This is a genomic window from Streptomyces sp. NPDC005574 (assembly GCF_040605435.1).
GTDB lineage: Bacteria > Actinomycetota > Actinomycetes > Streptomycetales > Streptomycetaceae > Streptomyces.
Genome location: NZ_JBEXCW010000011.1, coordinates 48,329 through 65,762, shown reverse-complemented (window position 1 = coordinate 65,762; position 17,434 = coordinate 48,329). Strand labels below are relative to the sequence as shown.

Annotated in this window: 15 protein-coding genes; 5 read left to right on the top strand and 10 right to left on the bottom strand. The window is 72.9% G+C overall.

The window, feature by feature from the left end; all coding sequences use genetic code 11:
• Positions 1-235 precede the first annotated feature (235 nt).
• A complete protein-coding gene (locus tag ABZT03_RS10635; RefSeq protein ID WP_356036446.1) occupies positions 236-1,468 on the top strand; it encodes a hypothetical protein in 1,233 nt (410 codons plus the stop codon).
• A gap of 139 nt (positions 1,469-1,607) precedes the next feature.
• Here ABZT03_RS10635 and hflX read toward each other — a convergent pair whose 3' ends face one another.
• The 6 genes from hflX to miaA form a co-directional block, all read right to left on the bottom strand.
• Positions 1,608-3,101, bottom strand: coding sequence for a GTPase HflX (gene hflX, locus ABZT03_RS10630; RefSeq protein WP_356036444.1), 1,494 nt, complete (start codon positions 3,099-3,101; stop codon positions 1,608-1,610).
• A gap of 244 nt (positions 3,102-3,345) precedes the next feature.
• Positions 3,346-4,815 carry a M1 family metallopeptidase gene (locus ABZT03_RS10625; RefSeq protein WP_356036441.1) on the bottom strand — a complete coding sequence of 490 codons (1,470 nt, stop codon included), beginning with the start codon at positions 4,813-4,815 and terminating at the stop codon, positions 3,346-3,348.
• 165 nt (positions 4,816-4,980) lie between these two features.
• A complete protein-coding gene (locus tag ABZT03_RS10620; RefSeq protein WP_356036438.1) occupies positions 4,981-7,119 on the bottom strand; it encodes an HD domain-containing protein in 2,139 nt (712 codons plus the stop codon).
• A gap of 210 nt (positions 7,120-7,329) precedes the next feature.
• Positions 7,330-8,223, bottom strand: coding sequence for a diaminopimelate epimerase (gene dapF / locus ABZT03_RS10615; RefSeq protein WP_356036436.1), 894 nt, complete (start codon positions 8,221-8,223; stop codon positions 7,330-7,332).
• 288 nt (positions 8,224-8,511) lie between these two features.
• Positions 8,512-9,015 carry a hypothetical protein gene (locus ABZT03_RS10610; RefSeq protein WP_356036643.1) on the bottom strand — a complete coding sequence of 168 codons (504 nt, stop codon included), beginning with the start codon at positions 9,013-9,015 and terminating at the stop codon, positions 8,512-8,514.
• 108 nt (positions 9,016-9,123) lie between these two features.
• Positions 9,124-10,062 (bottom strand): tRNA (adenosine(37)-N6)-dimethylallyltransferase MiaA, encoded by a 939-nt coding sequence (miaA, locus tag ABZT03_RS10605; protein WP_356036433.1) that lies wholly within the window; start codon positions 10,060-10,062, stop codon positions 9,124-9,126.
• Between the two features lie 182 nt (positions 10,063-10,244).
• Between miaA and ABZT03_RS10600 the strand changes: the two genes are divergently transcribed.
• Positions 10,245-10,490 carry a hypothetical protein gene (locus ABZT03_RS10600; RefSeq protein WP_356036430.1) on the top strand — a complete coding sequence of 82 codons (246 nt, stop codon included), beginning with the start codon at positions 10,245-10,247 and terminating at the stop codon, positions 10,488-10,490.
• A 22-nt stretch (positions 10,491-10,512) separates the two neighbouring features.
• On the top strand, positions 10,513-10,818 hold the full coding sequence (locus ABZT03_RS10595; protein WP_356036427.1) for an antitoxin: 306 nt from the start codon (positions 10,513-10,515) through the stop codon (positions 10,816-10,818).
• A 163-nt stretch (positions 10,819-10,981) separates the two neighbouring features.
• Here the strand turns inward: ABZT03_RS10595 and ABZT03_RS10590 are convergent, their stop codons facing one another.
• The 4 genes from ABZT03_RS10590 to ABZT03_RS10575 form a co-directional block, all read right to left on the bottom strand.
• The gene (locus ABZT03_RS10590; protein ID WP_356036424.1) at positions 10,982-11,731 is read right to left on the bottom strand and encodes a class III extradiol dioxygenase subunit B-like domain-containing protein; all 750 of its coding nucleotides are present in this window, start codon (positions 11,729-11,731) and stop codon (positions 10,982-10,984) included.
• Between the two features lie 156 nt (positions 11,732-11,887).
• A complete protein-coding gene (gene miaB, locus ABZT03_RS10585; protein WP_356036422.1) occupies positions 11,888-13,405 on the bottom strand; it encodes a tRNA (N6-isopentenyl adenosine(37)-C2)-methylthiotransferase MiaB in 1,518 nt (505 codons plus the stop codon).
• Positions 13,406-13,460: 55 nt separating this feature from the next.
• Positions 13,461-14,093: a response regulator transcription factor gene (locus tag ABZT03_RS10580; protein ID WP_356036640.1), complete on the bottom strand. Its 633-nt coding sequence runs from the start codon at positions 14,091-14,093 to the stop codon at positions 13,461-13,463.
• 376 nt (positions 14,094-14,469) lie between these two features.
• Positions 14,470-15,504 carry a sensor histidine kinase gene (locus ABZT03_RS10575; RefSeq protein WP_356036419.1) on the bottom strand — a complete coding sequence of 345 codons (1,035 nt, stop codon included), beginning with the start codon at positions 15,502-15,504 and terminating at the stop codon, positions 14,470-14,472.
• A 183-nt stretch (positions 15,505-15,687) separates the two neighbouring features.
• Between ABZT03_RS10575 and ABZT03_RS10570 the strand changes: the two genes are divergently transcribed.
• Both ABZT03_RS10570 and ABZT03_RS10565 read left to right on the top strand, forming a co-directional pair.
• On the top strand, positions 15,688-16,173 hold the full coding sequence (locus ABZT03_RS10570) for a TrkA C-terminal domain-containing protein (RefSeq protein WP_356036417.1): 486 nt from the start codon (positions 15,688-15,690) through the stop codon (positions 16,171-16,173).
• Between the two features lie 4 nt (positions 16,174-16,177).
• Positions 16,178-17,389, top strand: a complete 1,212-nt coding sequence (locus ABZT03_RS10565) for a cation:proton antiporter (protein WP_356036414.1) — start codon at positions 16,178-16,180, stop codon at positions 17,387-17,389.
• The last annotated feature ends 45 nt before the right edge of the window (positions 17,390-17,434 follow it).

Sequence of the window (17,434 nt, the reverse complement as noted above, 5' to 3'; positions counted from 1 at the left end):
GCCTGTAGCCGAACCGTTGCGGTCCCGTCCGCGGTCACCCACAGGGACCGCATAGTGTGTGGTGCCGTTCCGGGTACGCGCCCGGACGGCGGCGCCCGCCCCGACACGCAACGGCACCCGACCGCAACCGCGTTCACACCCGGGACGCGGCCGGGCCCACCCGAGCACACCAGGCACGTCACCGCACACCCAGGCACGACCAGGCACGTCAAGGCACCTCAGGGGGAGTCAGACCATGCGATTCATACGGCCGTCGTTCACCGCTCGGGAGGAGACGCGCGGAGAACGTGCGCGCCGCCGAACCTCCCCCGTGCTCGCCACCGTCGCGCTCGCCTCGGCGCTCGCGCTCACGGCCACCGCCTGCGACTCGGGCGACCCGCAGGCCGACGGCCAGGCCTCCGCGTCCGCCACCTCGAACGGCGACGGCAAGATCAAGATCCCCGACGACATCAGGCAGAAGCTCAAAGAGCACGGGATCGACGTCGACAAGTGGAAGAAAGGCGCCTGGAAGAACTGGAACCGGGACGACTGGCTGCGCGAGGCCCAGGACTACATCAACCCGATCATCAAGGGCCTGTGGGACTCGAACCGCATGCGCGGGGCCGACGATCCGGACAAGGTGGTCGACCCCGGCGACCTCGCCGACGACCAGGGCGTGACGGACCCGACGCCGGCGTCGGTGGAGGCGAAGTCCGTGCCGCCCGCCTACCACGCCAACGCCGCCGAGGCGGGCAAGGTGTTCTTCGACTCCCCCGAGGGCACGATGGTCTGCTCGGCGACGGTCGTGCGGGACCCGGCCCACCCCGGCAAGTCCAACCTGGTGTGGACGGCGGGCCACTGCGTCCACGCCGGCAAGAAGGGCGGCTGGTACCGCAACATCGCGTTCGTCCCCTCGTACAACAACGCGGGTGACACGGCGGCGCAGTTGCAGAACGCCCCCAAGGAGAAGGTCGCTCCCTACGGCGTGTGGTGGGGCGACTGGGCGCGGACCTCGCAGCAGTGGATCGAGCAGGGCGGTGCGACCGGCGGCGACGGCGCACCGTACGACTTCGCGGTCATTCACGTGACACCGGAGGAGGGCAGTGACGGCAAGTCGCTGGAGGAGACGGTGGGTTCGGCACTGCCGGTGAACTTCGACGCTCCGGCCGTGCCGAAGGTCGCGAGCATCACGGCCACCGGCTACCCGGCGGCGGCGCCCTACGACGGGCAGAAGCTGTACCAGTGCGCGGACCGGCCGGGACGGCTGTCGATCAACGCGTCGGCCCCGACGATGTACCGCATCGGATGCAGTATGACCGGCGGAGCGTCCGGCGGCGGCTGGGTCGCCGCGGGCTCGAACGGCGAACCCGCGCTGGTCTCCAACACCTCGATCGGCCCGGTGACTTCGGGCTGGCTGGCCGGACCGCGGCTGGGTGACGTGGCCAAGGGCGTGTACGACTCGGTGAGCAGGAAGTTCGCCGGCCGGTAACCCCTCGTGGCCTCGGTGGCCCAGTACCTCGCTGACGTCGTCGGCGGCCGGCACCGCGCACGCACGGCGAAGGCCCACCTCCTGCGTCAGGCAGGGGGCGGGCCTTCGGACTCTCCCGGGACGGCCTCCCGGGCGCGACTCAGCCGAGCGGCGCGGGGACGTACGGCGCGAGATCCGCCGCCAGCTCCTCGTGCACCCGCGCCTTGAGCAGGGTGCCCTCCGGGGTGTGCTCCTCGGAGATCACCTCGCCCTCGGTGTGGGCACGGGCGACGAGCTTGCCGTGGGTGTACGGCACGAGCGCCTCGATCTCGACCGAGGGCCGCGGCAGCTCGTTGTCGATCAGCGCGAGCAGCTCGGTGATGCCGAGTCCGGTGCGGGCCGACACCGCGATCGACCGCTTCTCGACCCGCAGCAGCCGCTGCAGCGTCAGCGGGTCGGCCGCGTCCGCCTTGTTGATCACGACGATCTCGGGCACGGCGGTGGCGCCGACGTCCCGGATCACCTCGCGCACGGCGGCGAGCTGCTCCTCCGGGACGGGGTGCGAGCCGTCCACCACGTGGATGATCAGGTCGGCGTCACCGACCTCCTCCATGGTGGAGCGGAACGCCTCGACCAGGTGGTGCGGCAGATGCCGTACAAAACCGACCGTGTCGGTCAGCGTGTACAGCCGTCCGCTCGGGGTCTCGGCCCGGCGCACGGTCGGGTCGAGGGTCGCGAACAGGGCGTTCTCGACCAGGACGCCCGCGCCGGTGAGGCGGTTGAGCAGCGAGGACTTGCCGGCGTTGGTGTAGCCCGCGATGGCGACGGACGGCACCTTGTGGCGCCGGCGTTCCTGGCGCTTGATCTCGCGGCCGGTCTTCATCTCCGCGATCTCCCGGCGCATCTTCGCCATCTTCTCGCGGATGCGGCGCCGGTCCGTCTCGATCTTCGTCTCACCGGGGCCACGGGTGGCGAGACCGCCGCCCTTGCCGCCGCCCATCTGACGGGACAGCGACTGACCCCAGCCTCGCAGCCTCGGCAGCATGTACTGCATCTGCGCGAGCGCGACCTGCGCCTTGCCCTCGCGGGACTTGGCGTGCTGGGCGAAGATGTCCAGGATCAGGGCCGTACGGTCGATGACCTTGACCTTGACGACGTCTTCGAGGTGGATGAGCTGGCCGGGGCTGAGCTCACCGTCACAGATGACGGTGTCCGCGCCCGACTCGATGACGATGTCCCGCAGTTCGTTGGCCTTGCCGGAACCGATGAAGGTGGCGGCGTCGGGCTTGTCGCGGCGCTGCGTCACGCCGTCGAGCACGACCGCGCCGGCGGTCTCCGCGAGGGCGGCGAGCTCCGCGAGGGAGTTCTCCGCGTCCTGCACGGTCCCCGAGGTCCAGACGCCGACGAGCACGACCCGCTCCAGGCGGAGCTGGCGGTACTCGACCTCGGTGACGTCCTCGAGTTCGGTGGAGAGGCCAGCGACGCGGCGGAGCGCCGCGCGGTCGGAGCGGTCGAACTGGTCGCCGTCCCGCTCTCCGTCGATCTCGTGGCTCCAGGCGACGTCCTCTTCCATCAGGGCATCGGCCCGAAGACCGTCGGGGTAGGCGTGCGCGAGGCGCTGACTGTCCTGGGAAGGGGATGAAGAGGAGGTCATTGGGTCCTTACGTCGTCGGGGATGGTGTGCCGCGACCGGCACGCGGCGGAGGCCGGGTTTCCGACCTGGCCCGCCACTGTTGTCAACGTACGGGTACCCCGGGAGATTCCCGTGTCCCGTGCCGCGCCGGCCCGACGATGGTCGCACGGGGCGGTCGGTCCCGTCATCGCCTTATTCACCGCCGGTGACGCCGCCGGCCGGGGTCCCGGACGCCCTGCGGGCGGCGGGCCCGGCGGCGCCGCCGTCACGGAGCGGCCGGCTTCCAGTCCGGGTGACCGGGCATCGGCGGGGTCTTCTCGCCGTACAGCCACGCCTGGAGGAAGTCCCCGAGGTCGCGGCCGGAGACCTGGGAGGCGAGCCGTACGAAGTCGGCGGTGGTCGCGACGCCGTCGCGGTGGCCGCTCACCCAGGCGCGTTCCAGGTGCTCGAAGGCGGGCCCGCCGATCTCCTGGCGCAGGGCGTACAGGGCGAGGGCGGCGCCGTCGTAGACGTTCGGCCGGAAGATGCTGATCTTCTGGCCGGGCTTGGGCGCCTTGGGTGCGGCCGGTGGTCCGCCGGCCGCGCGCCAGCGGTCGGAGACGCCGTACGCCGCCTTCATCCGCGCCGCCATCGGCCGGTTCGCCTTCTCCTGCGCGTAGAGGGCCTCGTACCAGGTGGCGTGGCCCTCGTTGAGCCACAGGTCGGACCAGGTGCGCGGGCTGACGCTGTCGCCGAACCACTGGTGGGACAGCTCGTGCACCATGATCGACTCGACGTACCACTTGGGGTAGGCGGGCTCGGTGAACAGGTCCTTCTCGAAGAGGGAGAGCGTCTGCGTCTCCAGCTCGAAACCCGTGGCCGCCTCGGCCATGAGCACGCCGTACGTCTCGAACGGGTAGGGCCCGACCTTGCTCTCCATCCAGGCGATCTGGTCGGGGGTCTTCGCCAGCCAGGGTTCGAGCGCGCCCCGGTCCTTGGCGGGCACGACATCCCGCATGGGCAGATGGTGCGGGCCGGTGCGGTGCACGACGGCGGAGCGGCCGATGGACACCTGGGCGAGTTCGGTGGCCATGGGGTGCTCGGTGCGGTACGTCCACGTCGTCGTCCGGCCGGCCCGGTGCACGCCGGTCGGCAGTCCGTTGGCGACCGCGGTGTAGCCCTCGGGAGCGGTGATCCGGATGGTGAACATCGCCTTGTCGGAGGGGTGGTCGTTGCAGGGGAACACGAGGTGGGCGACGTCGGCCTGGTTGGCCATGGCGAGGCCGTCCGCCGTCCGCACCCAGCCGCCGTCGCGGTCGTCGGCGGTGACGGGGTCGCTGGTGTGCCGGACCGTGATCCGCGTCCAGGTGCCCCGGGGCAGCGGCTTCCGGGGGGTGACGACGAGGTCCTCGCCCGCGCCGGCGAACGTGGCGGGCGCTCCGTCGACCTCGACCGACTCGACGTCCCCGTGCGCGAAGTCGAGGTTGACGCGGTCCAGCGAGGTGGTCGTCCAGGCGTTGATCGTGGTGACGGCCCGCAGGGGCTTGTCGTTGGCGCCGGAGTAGGTGAAGTCGAGGTCGTAGGAGGCGACGTCGTAGCCCGGGTTGCCCAGGAGCGGGAAGAGCCGGTCGCCGACGCCGAGCGGCACGGCGGGGGCGCTCGCGGCGAGGAGGCAGACCGAGACGGCCGACACGAGCAATGCGGCCGCCTTGGACCGTCGGGGGCGGCGGACCCGGGTGCGGGGGGTGAGCAGCATGGACCACCGCTACCAGCGCGCGCGTGCGCTACGGCGGCGACGCGCGCCCGGCCCACCCGAACGGGTGGGTCATGGGCGACGGCGACCGGTGGGGCCGTCGGCGGGGCGGCGCGCGGGACGGTTCTCCGCGAGACGGCGCGCGCCCGCGGCCGCGGGCGGGCGTGCTCAGTCGTCCGGTGTCTCCAGCTGGGTCTGGGCCCGGCTGACGTCGTACACGCCCGGCACGTCGCGCATCGCCCGCATGAGGGCGGGGAGGGCTGCCGCGTCCGGGATCTGGACGGTGTACGTGTGGCGTACACGTTGCCTGCTCGGGGGCTCCACGGTCGCCGAGACGATCTCGGCGCCCTCGTGGGCCATCGCCTCGGTGAGGTCCGCGAGGAGATGGGGGCGGCCGAACGATTCAGCGAACAGGGTCACCCGACACGCGGTGGTGTCACCCCAGCGCACCCCGACCTCCGCACGCCCCGCGCTCTTCATACGCTCCACTCCGGGACATTCGAGGCGGTGGACGGTCACCGCGCCGCCGCGCACGGAGAACCCGGTGACCTCGTCGGGCGGTACGGGCGTGCAGCAGCCGGCCAGTCGCGCGCTCGCGCCGGGCTGGTCGACCACGGCGTTCGCGGACCCGGAGGGGGCGAGGGGTCCGTCGGCGACGGGCCGGGGCGGCGCCTCGCCCGGCACCGCGGAGGTGGCCGCGGCCTGCGCCTCGGCGGCCGCCGGATGCGTGGTGAGCCAGCGCTGGATGGCGATCCGGGCGCCCGGGGTGTGCGCGTGCTCCAGCCACTCCCTGGACGGCTCGGAGGCGGGATCCTGGCCCATGAGCAGCTGGACGGTGTCCCCGTCCTTCAACACGGTGCTGAGGGTCGCGAGGCGGCCGTTGACCCGGGCGCCGATGCACGCGTGGGCGTCCTCGCCGTACTGCGCGTACGCGGCGTCCACGCAGGTCGCGCCCTCCGGCAGGCCCAGCCGCCCGCCGTCGGGCCGGTACACGGTGATCTCCCGGTCCTGGGCGAGGTCCTCGCGCAGGGTGGACCAGAAGGTGTCCGGGTCGGGCGCGGCCTCCTGCCAGTCCAGGAGCCGGGACAGCCAGCCGGGGCGGGTGGGGTCGACGCGCTCGTCGTCGGTCGCGGACTGGTCCTCCGGGGAGGGGGCGTAGGGGTTGCCGAGCGCGATGACCCCGGCCTCCGCGACCTTGTGCATCTGGTGGGTGCGGATGAGGACTTCGACGACCTGGCCGTCGGCACGGGCCACCGCGGTGTGCAGCGACTGGTACAGGTTGTACTTGGGGACGGCGATGAAGTCCTTGAACTCCGAGACCACGGGCGTCAGACAGGTGTGCAGTTCGCCGAGCACGCCGTAGCAGTCCGCGTCCTCGTTCACCAGGACCAGCACCCGGCCGAAGTCGGAGCCGCGCAGCTGTCCGCGCTTGCGTTCCACCCGGTGCACGGAGACGAAGTGACGTGGCCGGATGAGGACTTCGGCCTGGATGTCGGCGTCCCGCAGGACACCGCGCACCTCGTCGGAGACCTCGGCGAGCGGGTCGTCGGGGCGCGCGGAGTTGCCGACGATCAACTCCCGTGTGTGGGCGTACTCCTCGGGCAGCAGGATCGCGAAGACCAGGTCCTCCAGTTCGGTCTTGAGCGCCTGCACACCGAGTCGTTCGGCGAGCGGGATCAGGACGTCCCGGGTGACCTTGGCGATCCGCTCCTGCTTCTCGGGGCGCATCACCCCGAGGGTGCGCATGTTGTGCAGCCGGTCGGCGAGTTTGATCGACATCACGCGGACGTCGTTGCCGGTGGCGACGAGCATCTTGCGGAAGGTCTCGGGCTCGGCGGCGGCGCCGTAGTCGACCTTCTCCAGCTTGGTGACGCCGTCGACGATGTAGCGGACCTCGGCGCCGAACTCCTCGCCGACCTGATCCAGCGTCACATCGGTGTCCTCCACCGTGTCGTGGAGCAGAGAGGCCGTCAGAGTCGTTGTCTCGGCGCCGAGTTCGGCGAGGATGAGGGTCACGGCGAGCGGGTGTGTGATGTACGGCTCACCGCTCTTGCGCATCTGGCCGCGGTGCGAGGACTCGGCCAGCACGTAGGCCCGGCGCAGGGGCTCCAGGTCCGCTTCCGGATAGTGGGCGCGGTGCGCCTCGGCGACGTGGCCGATGGCGTCGGGCAGCCGGTCGCGGGCGGCGGGGCCGAGCAGCGCGGCCCGGCCCAGACGGCGCAGGTCGATCCGGGGGCGGGCCTTCCTGCGGGGCACTGTCGGGGCGACAGGGCCTGTGCTCGCAGGATTTGTGGCCTCCGCACTCATGGGCACCTCCGGCTGCGTCGACCGGCGGACGGGGTGCCCCAGGGCGGACACGGCTCCAGGGCTGGCATCGGTCCCCCGTCCGGGCCGGTGCTTGATGCTACCGAGCCCACCACGTGCGACTGACCGCCTCCCGCCGAGCGTGAAACGGATCACCCATTCGAGCGACCGTTTCCAGGTTTACGGTTTCACGGTGTGTGACAGGTGATCACCTCAGCGTGTGACGGCGTCGAGCCAGGCCGTGTCGATCTCGCCCTCGGCGAAGATCACCGCGGGACCGGTCATCTCGATCTCCCCGTCCGGCCGTTCGGTGATCACCAGGGTGCCGCCGGGCACGTCGACGGTGTAGGTCGCCGGGATGCCCGTGACCGCCGGGTCGGCGCCGTCCCTGCGGGCCGTGGCCACGGCCACGGCGCACGCGCCGGTGCCGCAGGAGCGGGTCTCGCCGGAGCCGCGCTCGTGCACGCGCAGGGCGACGTGCCGGGGACCGCGGTCGACGACGAACTCGACGTTCACCCCGTCCGGGTAGGCGGACGCGGGACCGACCGGCGGCGGGGAGTACAGGTCGCCGGCGTGGGAGAGGTCGGCGACGAAGGCGACCGCGTGCGGATTGCCCATGTTCACGTTGTGCGCGGGCCAGCTGCGCTCGCCGACGCTCACGGTGACGTCCCCCTCGGGCAGGCGCGCCCTGCCCATGCCGACGGTGACGTCCCCGTCGGCGGAGCCGCTGCCCGGCGTGGCCTTCGCGATGTGCACCCGCTTCACACCGCCGCGCGTGGCCACCGCGAGGTCGCCCTCACCGGCGTGGCCGGCGCGCTGGAGGTAGCGCGCGAACACCCGCACGCCGTTGCCGCACATCTCCGCGATCGAACCGTCGCCGTTGCGGTAGTCCATGAACCACTCCGCCTCGGCCGCCAGGTGCGCGGCCTCGGGGTGGGCCGCGGACCGCACCACGTGCAGCAGTCCGTCACCGCCGATGCCCGCGCGCCGGTCGCACAGGGCGGCGACGGTCACGGGCGGAAGAGCGATGGCGTTGTCCGGGTCCGGCACGATCACGAAGTCGTTCTCCGTGCCGTGACCCTTGAGGAAGGCGATCCGCGTGCTCATTCCTCGATCGTACGGCGTGAGGACGACGGGGCGGACGGCGAGCGAGGGTGGGCGGGTGCGCGGCTGGACGGGTGCGGGTGGGCCACGGGAGGGGCGGAGAGGCCTCTGCACAGGCGGGCGGTGGGGGCGCGCACGCAGGCGGGGCAGGGAGCGGGCGGCAAGCGCCTCAGCGCGGATGGAGAACGTCAGCGGGTGGCCGGCGCGTCAGCGCGGGTGGCCGGCGCGTCAGCGCGGGTGGCCGGCGCGTCAGCGCGGGTGGCCGGCGCGTCAGCGCGGGTGGCCGGCGCGTCAGCGCAGGCGGGCCACTCGCCAGACGGCGAGGACGACCGCCGCGGCGACCAGCAGGGCGTACGCGCCCGCGATGCGCCAGTCCGCGCGCCGGCCGGAGCCGCGCTGCGGCAGGCCGGGCCAGGTGTGGCCCACGCGGCGGGCGGCCGTCATGCCCCAGCCGGCCGCGCACGAGCAGATCAGCAGCCCCAGCATGGCGATCACGGCCCCGCTGTCGCCGAAGTCGAAGGCGAGCGGGAAGGCGAACATCAGGGAGCCGACCGCGGCGAGGGCCACGATGGGCGCGAGCTGCCAGATGCGCAGTCGGCGCTGCGGACGCAGTTCGACCTCCACCTCGGGGCCGCCCGCGAACATCTCCTCGGGCTCGGGACCGTCGGCGGTCACACCGCCCTGGGTGTCGTCGGGCCCGTCGGGGCTCAGTCGGTCGTCGTCCTGCTCGGCCGCACCACTGTCGGTGGTGAGACGCCCGGTGCCTTCTGCGGTGTCGCGAGGGCCGGCCTCCATCGCCACGCGCCCTCCCAACTTGGACTCCACCTGGTCGATCGAAGCTCGATGATGGCACGGCACCGGAGGGCCGGATGACGGCCTGAGCGTCCCGATGCCATGACGTGATCAGGCTGTGACCGGTCGCTCGACCAACGTCAGCGCGAGCTGAGGAAGTTCTGTGAGATCCGCCGCAGCCCCACTCAACCAATGCACCCGCGGATCGCGCCTGAACCACGAATCCTGGCGGCGCGCGAAGCGTTTGGTGGCCCGCACGGTCTCGGCCCGCGCGTCCTCCAGACCGCACTCCCCCGCGAGCGCCGCGAGCACCTGCTGGTAGCCGAGCGCGCGCGACGCCGTACGCCCCTCGCGCAACCCCTGCGCCGCGAGTGCGCTCACCTCGTCCACGAGTCCGGCTTCCCACATCCGGTCGACCCGGCGCGCGATGCGCTCGTCGAGTTCGGGCCGGGTCACGTCGACGCCGATCTGCAGGGTGTCGTAGACGGAGTCGTGGCCGGGGAGGTTGGCGGTGAAGGGCTTGCCGGTGATCTCGATGACCTCCAGGGCCCGGACGATACGGCGGCCGTTGCTCGGCAGGATGGCCCGCGCCGCCTCCGGGTCGGCGGCGGCGAGGCGGGCGTGCAGCGCTCCGGAGCCGCGCAGGGTGAGCTCCTCCTCCAGACGGCCCCTGATCTCGGGGTCGGTGCCGGGGAACTCCAGGTTGTCGACCGCCCCGCGGACGTACAGCCCGGAGCCGCCGACGAGGATCGGCCAGCGGCCCTCGCCGAGCAGTGCGTCGATCCGCTCCCGGGCGAGCCGCTGGTACTCGGCGACGGAGGCCGTGACGGACACGTCCCAGATGTCCAGGAGATGGTGCGGGACGCCGCCGCGCTCGTCGGGCGTCAGCTTGGCGGTGCCGATGTCCATCCCTCGGTAGAGCTGCATGGAGTCGGCGTTGACGACCTCTCCGCCGAGCCGCTGGGCCAGAAAGACGCCCAGATCGGACTTTCCGGCCGCGGTCGGTCCGACGACGGCGATGACGCGGGGGGCGGGGGGTGCGCTGCTCACGGCCCCAGTCTCGCAAACCTCACCCGCTGGTCTCGAACGGGTTACGTGACGGCGCGCGTCCGGGGTCGTTGCCAGTTCCGAGGTTCATGCCGCCGGTTCACAGGGGCGGCGATCCAGGTGGCGCATTCGGGCGCACCGGACGACGCGGGATTTCGCCCGCACGAGTAGCGTATGGAGTCGACATGGGCGTTTTCGCACGACTTATCCGCAGGTCGAAGAGCACGGAGGACGCGCAGGCCGTCGAGGCTTCGGCCGAGTCGGCAACGGCGGCCGAGGAGACCACCCCCGAGGCCGGGAAGCCGGCCGGGGCAGCGGAACCGGCGCCGGAGGGTGACGAGGCCGGCGGGGAGGCCGTCGAGATCCCCAAGCAGCAGTCGGCCGGTGAAGCGGCCGACAGCGAGGCGGGGGAGAACTCCCGCGCCAAGTAACTCCCGCGTGGAAAGGCGGAACATGGGTCTGCTGGACGATTTCAGGGCCAGGCTCGCCCCGGCCAGGGACAAGGTCTCCGACCTCGCCCAACAGCACGGGGACAGGATCGCCCACGGTCTCGACAAGGCGGCGAAGGTCGTCGACGAGAAGACCAAGGGCAAGTACAGCGGCACGATCGAGTCGGGCACCGGCAAGGCCAAGGGCGCCGTGGACCGGCTCGCGCACAAGGACGGCACCTCGAAGCCGGGCGGAGGCACCACGCCTCCGGCCGCCGGGCCGCCGCCCGCCTCCCCACCGACGTCCACGCCACCACCGCCGGCGTCCTGAAAGGAACGGGACGGGACAGGACGGGACGCGACAGGGCGCTGGAGCACGGCCCATCGACGGACGGCCGCGGAGCCTCACGGTTCCCGGCCGTCCGCCGTCTCCCGGACGCCGGCCCCGCCCTCCGGCCGTCGTCGCCGACGATCCCGCGAGGGGCGGTACGCGCCTACGACCAGGCCGCGACCACGTATCCCACGCCGTACGGGGCGTCCTCGTACAGCAGCGTCCCGCCGAGGTCCGCGCCCTCGGCCGCACCCGCCAGTACCTGCCACGGCGCCCGACCCGACGCCTTCAGCTCGTACGCCAGACCTGCGTCCAGCTCGCGGAGGGCCGCCAGGTCCGCCGCGCCGAGCGCACGCGCGATCTCCGCGTCGAAGGGTGCCGCCCGCTCGTCGAGGTACCCCGGCGCCTTGAGCGTCCGGCAGGCGCTGGCGTCGCCCATCACCAGCAGCGCGACCCGGTCGGCCCGCGCGGCGAGGTCCCGCCCGGCCCGCAGGCACCGCTCCGCCTCAAGAGGCTCGCCCACCCCGAGTCCCTCGACCGGCGCGTCCGCCCACCCGGCCCGCTCCAGCAGCCAGGCCGCGACGGCGAGCGAGGCGGGGAGCGTCCGCCCGGGCGTGGTGCCGTCGGCTTCGAGCTGCTCGGCGGGCCGTGCGCCGGCCTCGTCCGCGCCCAGCCGTACGTCGAGGTCCACGCCGAAGCCGCGGAGGGTGCCCCGCGTCCCCGCCGGGTGCGTGCCGCGCCCGCTCAGCTCGGCGGGTCCGACGACCACCAGAAGGCCGGGCCGGGCGGCGGCGAGCACGCCCAGCGCGTCCGAGCAGGCGGCACGCGCCGCGTCCAGCTCGGACGCGGCGCCCGCGGCGACGGCGGGCACGAGAAGCGGCGGGCAGGGGCAGACTGCGGCGGCGACAAGCATGATCGGCAGGGTAGTACCGGCGGCCCGGCCGTGCGCGGCACGGGGCAGACACGACAGGTCGCGGCCGCCGAAGCACGAACGGCAGCTCACATGTGACCGGCCGTGGACGGCTCAGTCCTCACCGCCCCCGCCGGACGGCGGGGGCACACGGACCGGTCAGTCGCAGCCGCAGCCGCTGCCCGTCGCCACCGGCAGCGGTGTGGGCGCGCCGATCTTCGGCAGGCCGAGCATGACGCCCGCCGGCTTCGCGGCCGCGGCCGCGTTCCGCTTCTCCCAGGCGTCACCCGCGCGCGTGCGGCGCACGCCCAGCGGCCGGCCCTCGGCGAGGAGGTGGTGCGGGGCGGCGTAGGTGATCTCGACCGTGACGACGTCACCGGGGCGGACCTGCTCGTCCGGCTTGGTGAAGTGGACGAGGCGGTTGTCGGGGGCGCGGCCGGAGAGGCGGTGGGTGGCGCCGTCCTTGCGGCCTTCGCCCTCGGCGACCATCAGCTCCAGCGTGCGGCCGACCTGCTTCTTGTTCTCGTCCCAGGAGATCTCCTCCTGGACGGCCACCAGACGCTCGTAGCGCTCCTGGACGGTCTGCTTGGGGATCTGGCCGTCCATGGTGGCGGCCGGGGTGCCGGGGCGCTTGGAGTACTGGAAGGTGAAGGCCTGCGCGAAGCGGGCCTCGCGGACCGCGTGCAGGGTCTGCTCGAAGTCCTCCTCCGTCTCGCCGGGGAAGCCCACGATGATGTCGGTGGTGATCGCGGCGTGCGGGATGGCGGCGCGCACCTTCTCGATGATCCCCAGGTAGCGGTCCTGGCGGTACGAGCGGCGCATCGCCTTCAGGACGGTGTCGGAGCCCGACTGCATCGGCATGTGCAGCTGCGGCATCACGTTCGGGGTCTCGGCCATGGCCGCGATCACGTCGTCGGTGAAGTCGCGGGGGTGCGGCGAGGTGAAGCGGACCCGCTCCAGCCCCTCGATCCTGCCGCAGGCCCGCAGCAGCTTGCTGAACGCCTCGCGGTCGCCGATGTCGGAGCCGTACGCGTTGACGTTCTGGCCGAGCAGCGTGATCTCCGAGACGCCCTCGCCGACCAGCGCCTCGATCTCGGCCAGGATGTCGCCGGTACGGCGGTCCTTCTCCTTGCCGCGCAGCGCCGGGACAATGCAGAAAGTGCAGGTGTTGTTGCAGCCGACGGAGATGGAGACCCAGGCCGCGTACGCGCTCTCGCGCCGCGTCGGCAGGGTCGAGGGGAACGCCTCCAGCGATTCGGCGATCTCGACCTGCGCCTCCTCCTGGACGCGGGCGCGCTCCAGGAGCACCGGCAGCTTGCCGATGTTGTGCGTGCCGAAGACGACGTCCACCCACGGCGCCCGCTTCACGATGGTGTCGCGGTCCTTCTGCGCGAGGCAGCCACCGACCGCGATCTGCATCCCGGGGCGCTTGGTCTTCATCGGCGCCAGCCGGCCGAGGTTGCCGTAGAGCCGGTTGTCGGCGTTCTCCCGTACCGCGCAGGTGTTGAAGACGACCACGTCGGCGTCGCCGTCGGCACCCTCGGGTGCGCGGACGTAGCCGGCGTCCTCCAGCAGACCGGACAATCGCTCGGAATCGTGGACGTTCATCTGGCACCCGTAGGTGCGCACTTCGTACGTCTTGACGTCCACTGCCTGACTCCGGTCGTTGCTGCTCATGTGACAAGGGTAGGCGGTGCCGGTGGGGGCTCCGGACCCCGGAGCGCGCCGGGGCTCAGGGATCGATCAGGCCCGCGCGGATCGCGTAGCGGGTGAGTTCCAGGCGGTCGCGCATGCCCAGCTTGTGCAGCAGGTTGGCGCGGTGGCGCTCGACCGTCTTGGCGCTGATGAAGAGGAGTTCGGCGATCTCCTTGGTGGTGTGACCCTCGGCGACGAGCTTGAGGATCTCCTCCTCGCGCTCGGTGACGGCCCGCGCCGGGAGGCCGTCGCCGCGGTGCAGGCGTTCCAGGTAGGAGCGGACGAGGGCCCGTTCGGCGCCCGGGTAGACGAAGGGTTCGTCGCGCATGGCGGCCCGGCATGCCTCGACGAGGTCGCGGTCGGCGACGGACTTCAGGACGTATCCGCTCGCGCCGGCCTTCAGGGCCTCGAAGAAGTACTGCTCGTTGTCGTACATGGTGAGGATCAGGATGCGCAGACCGGGCAGGCGGCGGGAGAGTTCACGGGCCGCCTGGAGGCCGGTCGAGCGGGGCATGGCGATGTCCAGGACGGCCAGGTCCACGTCCCCCGCGCGGGCCCGCTCGACGGCCTCCGCCCCGTCCCCGGCCTCGGCGACCACCGTGAGATCCGGCTCGTTCTCCAGGATGAGCCGCACGCCACGGCGTACGAGCGTGTGGTCGTCGGCGAGCAGGACACGGACCGGAGCGTGGCGGCACCGGCCGCGGCACCTGTCGTGGGCCGAGGCCGGGGGCTGGACGCGAGGCCTGTCGTAGATCCCGGTGTCGGGCCGGTACCGGCGCCGGACGCGCGGCCCGTCGTAGAACCAGGCACCGGGCCGGTACCGGCGCCGGACGCGCGGCCCGTCGTAGAACCAGGCACCGGGCCGGTACCGGCGCCGGACGCGCGGCCCGTCGTAGAACCCCGAACGTGGCCGGTCCCGGCGCCGGACGCGCGGCCCGTCGTAGAACCCCGAACGTGGCCGGTCCCGGCGCCGGACGCGCGGCCCGTCGTAGGTCCCGGCACGGCGGCGGACGCGGGCCCCCGCGGTGCTCCGGGTGCGGGCGCCATCAGTGGTCCCCGGGGGCGGTGGCCGGCAGACGCAGCCGCAGGTCGGTGCCCCCGCCGGGGGCGGGGTCCAGGGCGAGGGCCGCGCCGATGAGCAGGGCCCGTTCGCGCATCCCGCCGATCCCGGCGCCCTCCGGCATCCCGCCGAGGCCCTTGCCGTTGTCGCGTACGAGGAGTTCGACGCCGTCGGCGACCGACCGCAGCCGGACCTCGGCGCGGTCGGCCCCGGCGTGCCGTGCCGTGTTGGTGAGGCCTTCCTGGGCCACCCGGTAGACCACGAGTTCCGTCTCCTCGCTGAGGGGCGGCAGACCGCCGGCGATGTGGTGGCGCACCGTCAGGCCGTGCCCGGTGAACTCGTTCGCGAGGGAGCGCAGGGCGCTGGCCAGGCCGAGTTCGTCCAGGACGCCGGGACGCAGCCGGCGGGCGATGCGGCGGATCTCGTCGAGACCCGCGCGGGTGGCCTCCTGCGCCTGGCCGACCTCCTCGCGCAGTGCGCCGGGCGCCCGGTCGGCGACGCGGCTGAGCTGGAGGAGGACGGCGGTCAGGGTCTGGCCGACCTCGTCGTGCAGTTCGCGGGCGATGCGGTGGCGTTCGCGCTCCTGGGCGGACAGCGCGCGGGCCGCTCCGGCGGCACGCTCCGCCTCCAGACGGTCGAGCATCGTGTTGAACGTCACGATCAGCTCGGCGGCCTCCGCCGGTCCGGCGACGACCGGGCGGGGCCCGGGGCGCAGCAGGTCCGCGGTGGCCATGGCCCCGCCCAGCCGCCGCAGGGGTGCGAGTCCGATCCGCAGCACGACCGCGTTGCCGGCCAGCAGGACCGCGAGGCCGGCGGTCACCACCAGCGCCTCGGCCGGCAGGACGGGCGTCGACACGGTGACCGGGCCCAGCAGCAGCGCGGCGGCGAGCACCAGGCCGGCGGCGTTGAGCGAGAAGATCCGCCAGAACAGCGACACGTTCCTCCCTGCCTCACCGCGCGACCCCGCCGGGACCAGACTGGCCGCCCGCCGCCGGCCGCGTATATCCGTCACAACACCCATGTCGCCACGGTACGGGCGGATGACAGCATTCGGATGCGGCGCCCGAAGGCCCCGCGCGGCCACCGTGCCGGCACCCAGCACTCGCCGCGCTAGCGCCCGGGAGCTCACCGTGGGACCGGCCGTGAGTTCACCGTGCGACCGCCCGAGAGCTCACCGAGCCCCCCGACGAACAGGAGAAGAAACGTGTCCGCTCCACGCCTGAGGGCGACGCCGCTGCCCGGCATCGGGGTCCAGTACGACCTCGTGACCAGAGAGGACCGTCATCTGTCGGTGGTGGCCCACCGCGACGGCGCACGGACGGTGAGCGTGTACCGGGCGGACGACCCCGACTCCTGCGCCCAGTCGCTGCGGCTGACCGGCGCCGAGGCGGGCACGCTGATCGACGCGCTGAAGCCGTCGCACCACAGCGCGAGCCTCCTCTACACCTCGGACCTCGGGCTGGTCGCGGAGCGGATCGCGGTCGCCGCGGCCTCCCGCTGGAACGGGCGGGTGCTGGGCGAGACCCGGATGCGCACCGAGACCGGCGCGTCGATCGTGGCGGTGCTGCGGCGGGCCGAGGCGATCCCCTCCCCGGCGCCGGACTTCCGGCTCGCGGGCGGGGACACGCTCATCGTCATCGGCACCCGCGAGGGCGTCGACGCGGCCGCGTCGATACTCGGGCGGGAGTGAACGGGTGCATTCCGCGGTCCTGTTGATCGAGTTCGGTTCCATCATTCTCAGCCTCGGCCTGCTGGGCAGGTTCGCCGCCCGGTTCCGGCTGTCGCCCATCCCCCTGTACCTGCTGGCGGGGCTGGCCTTCGGGGAGGGCGGGCTGCTGCCGCTGGGCGCGAGTGAGGAGTTCGTCGCGACCGGCGCCGAGATCGGCGTCATCCTGCTGCTGCTGATGCTCGGCCTGGAGTACTCGGCCGGCGACCTGGTGACCAACCTCAAGTCGCACTACCCGGCGGGCCTGGTCGACGGCGCCCTCAACGCGCTGCCGGGCGCGGCGGCGGCCCTCCTGCTCGGCTGGGGCCCGGTGGCGGCCGTCGTCCTCGCCGGCGTCACCTGGATCTCGTCGTCGGGCGTGATCGCGAAGGTCCTCGGAGACCTGGGCCGGGTCGGCAACCGGGAGACCCCGGTCATCCTCAGCGTCCTCGTCCTGGAGGACCTCGCGATGGCGGTGTACCTGCCGATCGTGACGGCGCTGGTCGCGGGGGCCGGACTGATGGCGGGGAGCGTGACGCTGGCGATCGCGCTGGCCGCGGCCGGCCTGGTCCTGTTCGTGGCCGTCCGCTACGGCCGGGTGATCTCCCGGTTCGTCTCCAGCGACGACCCGGAGAAGCTGCTCCTCGTCGTGCTGGGCCTGACGATCCTGGTGGCGGGCGTGGCGCAGCAGTTGCAGGTGTCCGCCGCGGTGGGCGCGTTCCTGGTGGGCATCGCGCTGTCGGGGGAGGTCGCGGAGGGGGCGCACACGCTGCTGAGCCCGTTGCGCGACCTGTTCGCCGCGGTCTTCTTCGTCTTCTTCGGGCTGCACACCGACCCAGCGAGCATCCCTCCCGTGCTGCTGCCCGCTCTGGCACTGGCCGTCGTCACCGCCGGGACGAAGATCGCCACCGGCTACTGGGCGGCCCGCCGCGCCGGCATCTCCGTCAAGGGCCGCTGGCGCGCGGGCGGCGCCCTGGTGGCGCGCGGCGAGTTCTCGATCGTGATCGCGGGGCTGGCGGTGAGCGCGGGCGTCGAACCGTCGCTGGGGCCGCTGGCGACCGCGTACGTCCTGATCCTGGTCGTCCTGGGCCCCCTGACGGCGCGTTACACGGAGCCCGTCGCGTCCTGGTGGACGAATCGCACCCGTGAACGCCCCGAGGTTCGAAGGGAGTTGCCGGAAGAGGCGTCGGTACGGGACTGAGGTACGCCGGGAGTTGCCGGCAAAGGCGTCGGTACGGGACTGAGG

Excerpts from the sequence above, each read along its gene's own strand:
- ABZT03_RS10635 (WP_356036446.1), top strand. The coding sequence starts at position 236 with ATGCGATTCATACGGCCGTCGTTCACCGCTCGGGAGGAGACGCGCGGA.
- hflX (WP_356036444.1), bottom strand. The coding sequence starts at position 3,101 with ATGACCTCCTCTTCATCCCCTTCCCAGGACAGTCAGCGCCTCGCGCAC.
- ABZT03_RS10625 (WP_356036441.1), bottom strand. The coding sequence starts at position 4,815 with ATGCTGCTCACCCCCCGCACCCGGGTCCGCCGCCCCCGACGGTCCAAG.
- ABZT03_RS10620 (WP_356036438.1), bottom strand. The coding sequence starts at position 7,119 with ATGAGTGCGGAGGCCACAAATCCTGCGAGCACAGGCCCTGTCGCCCCG.
- dapF (WP_356036436.1), bottom strand. The coding sequence starts at position 8,223 with ATGAGCACGCGGATCGCCTTCCTCAAGGGTCACGGCACGGAGAACGAC.
- ABZT03_RS10610 (WP_356036643.1), bottom strand. The coding sequence starts at position 9,015 with ATGGAGGCCGGCCCTCGCGACACCGCAGAAGGCACCGGGCGTCTCACC.
- ABZT03_RS10600 (WP_356036430.1), top strand. The coding sequence starts at position 10,245 with ATGGGCGTTTTCGCACGACTTATCCGCAGGTCGAAGAGCACGGAGGAC.
- ABZT03_RS10595 (WP_356036427.1), top strand. The coding sequence starts at position 10,513 with ATGGGTCTGCTGGACGATTTCAGGGCCAGGCTCGCCCCGGCCAGGGAC.
- ABZT03_RS10590 (WP_356036424.1), bottom strand. The coding sequence starts at position 11,731 with ATGCTTGTCGCCGCCGCAGTCTGCCCCTGCCCGCCGCTTCTCGTGCCC.
- miaB (WP_356036422.1), bottom strand. The coding sequence starts at position 13,405 with ATGAGCAGCAACGACCGGAGTCAGGCAGTGGACGTCAAGACGTACGAA.
- ABZT03_RS10575 (WP_356036419.1), bottom strand. The coding sequence starts at position 15,504 with ATGGGTGTTGTGACGGATATACGCGGCCGGCGGCGGGCGGCCAGTCTG.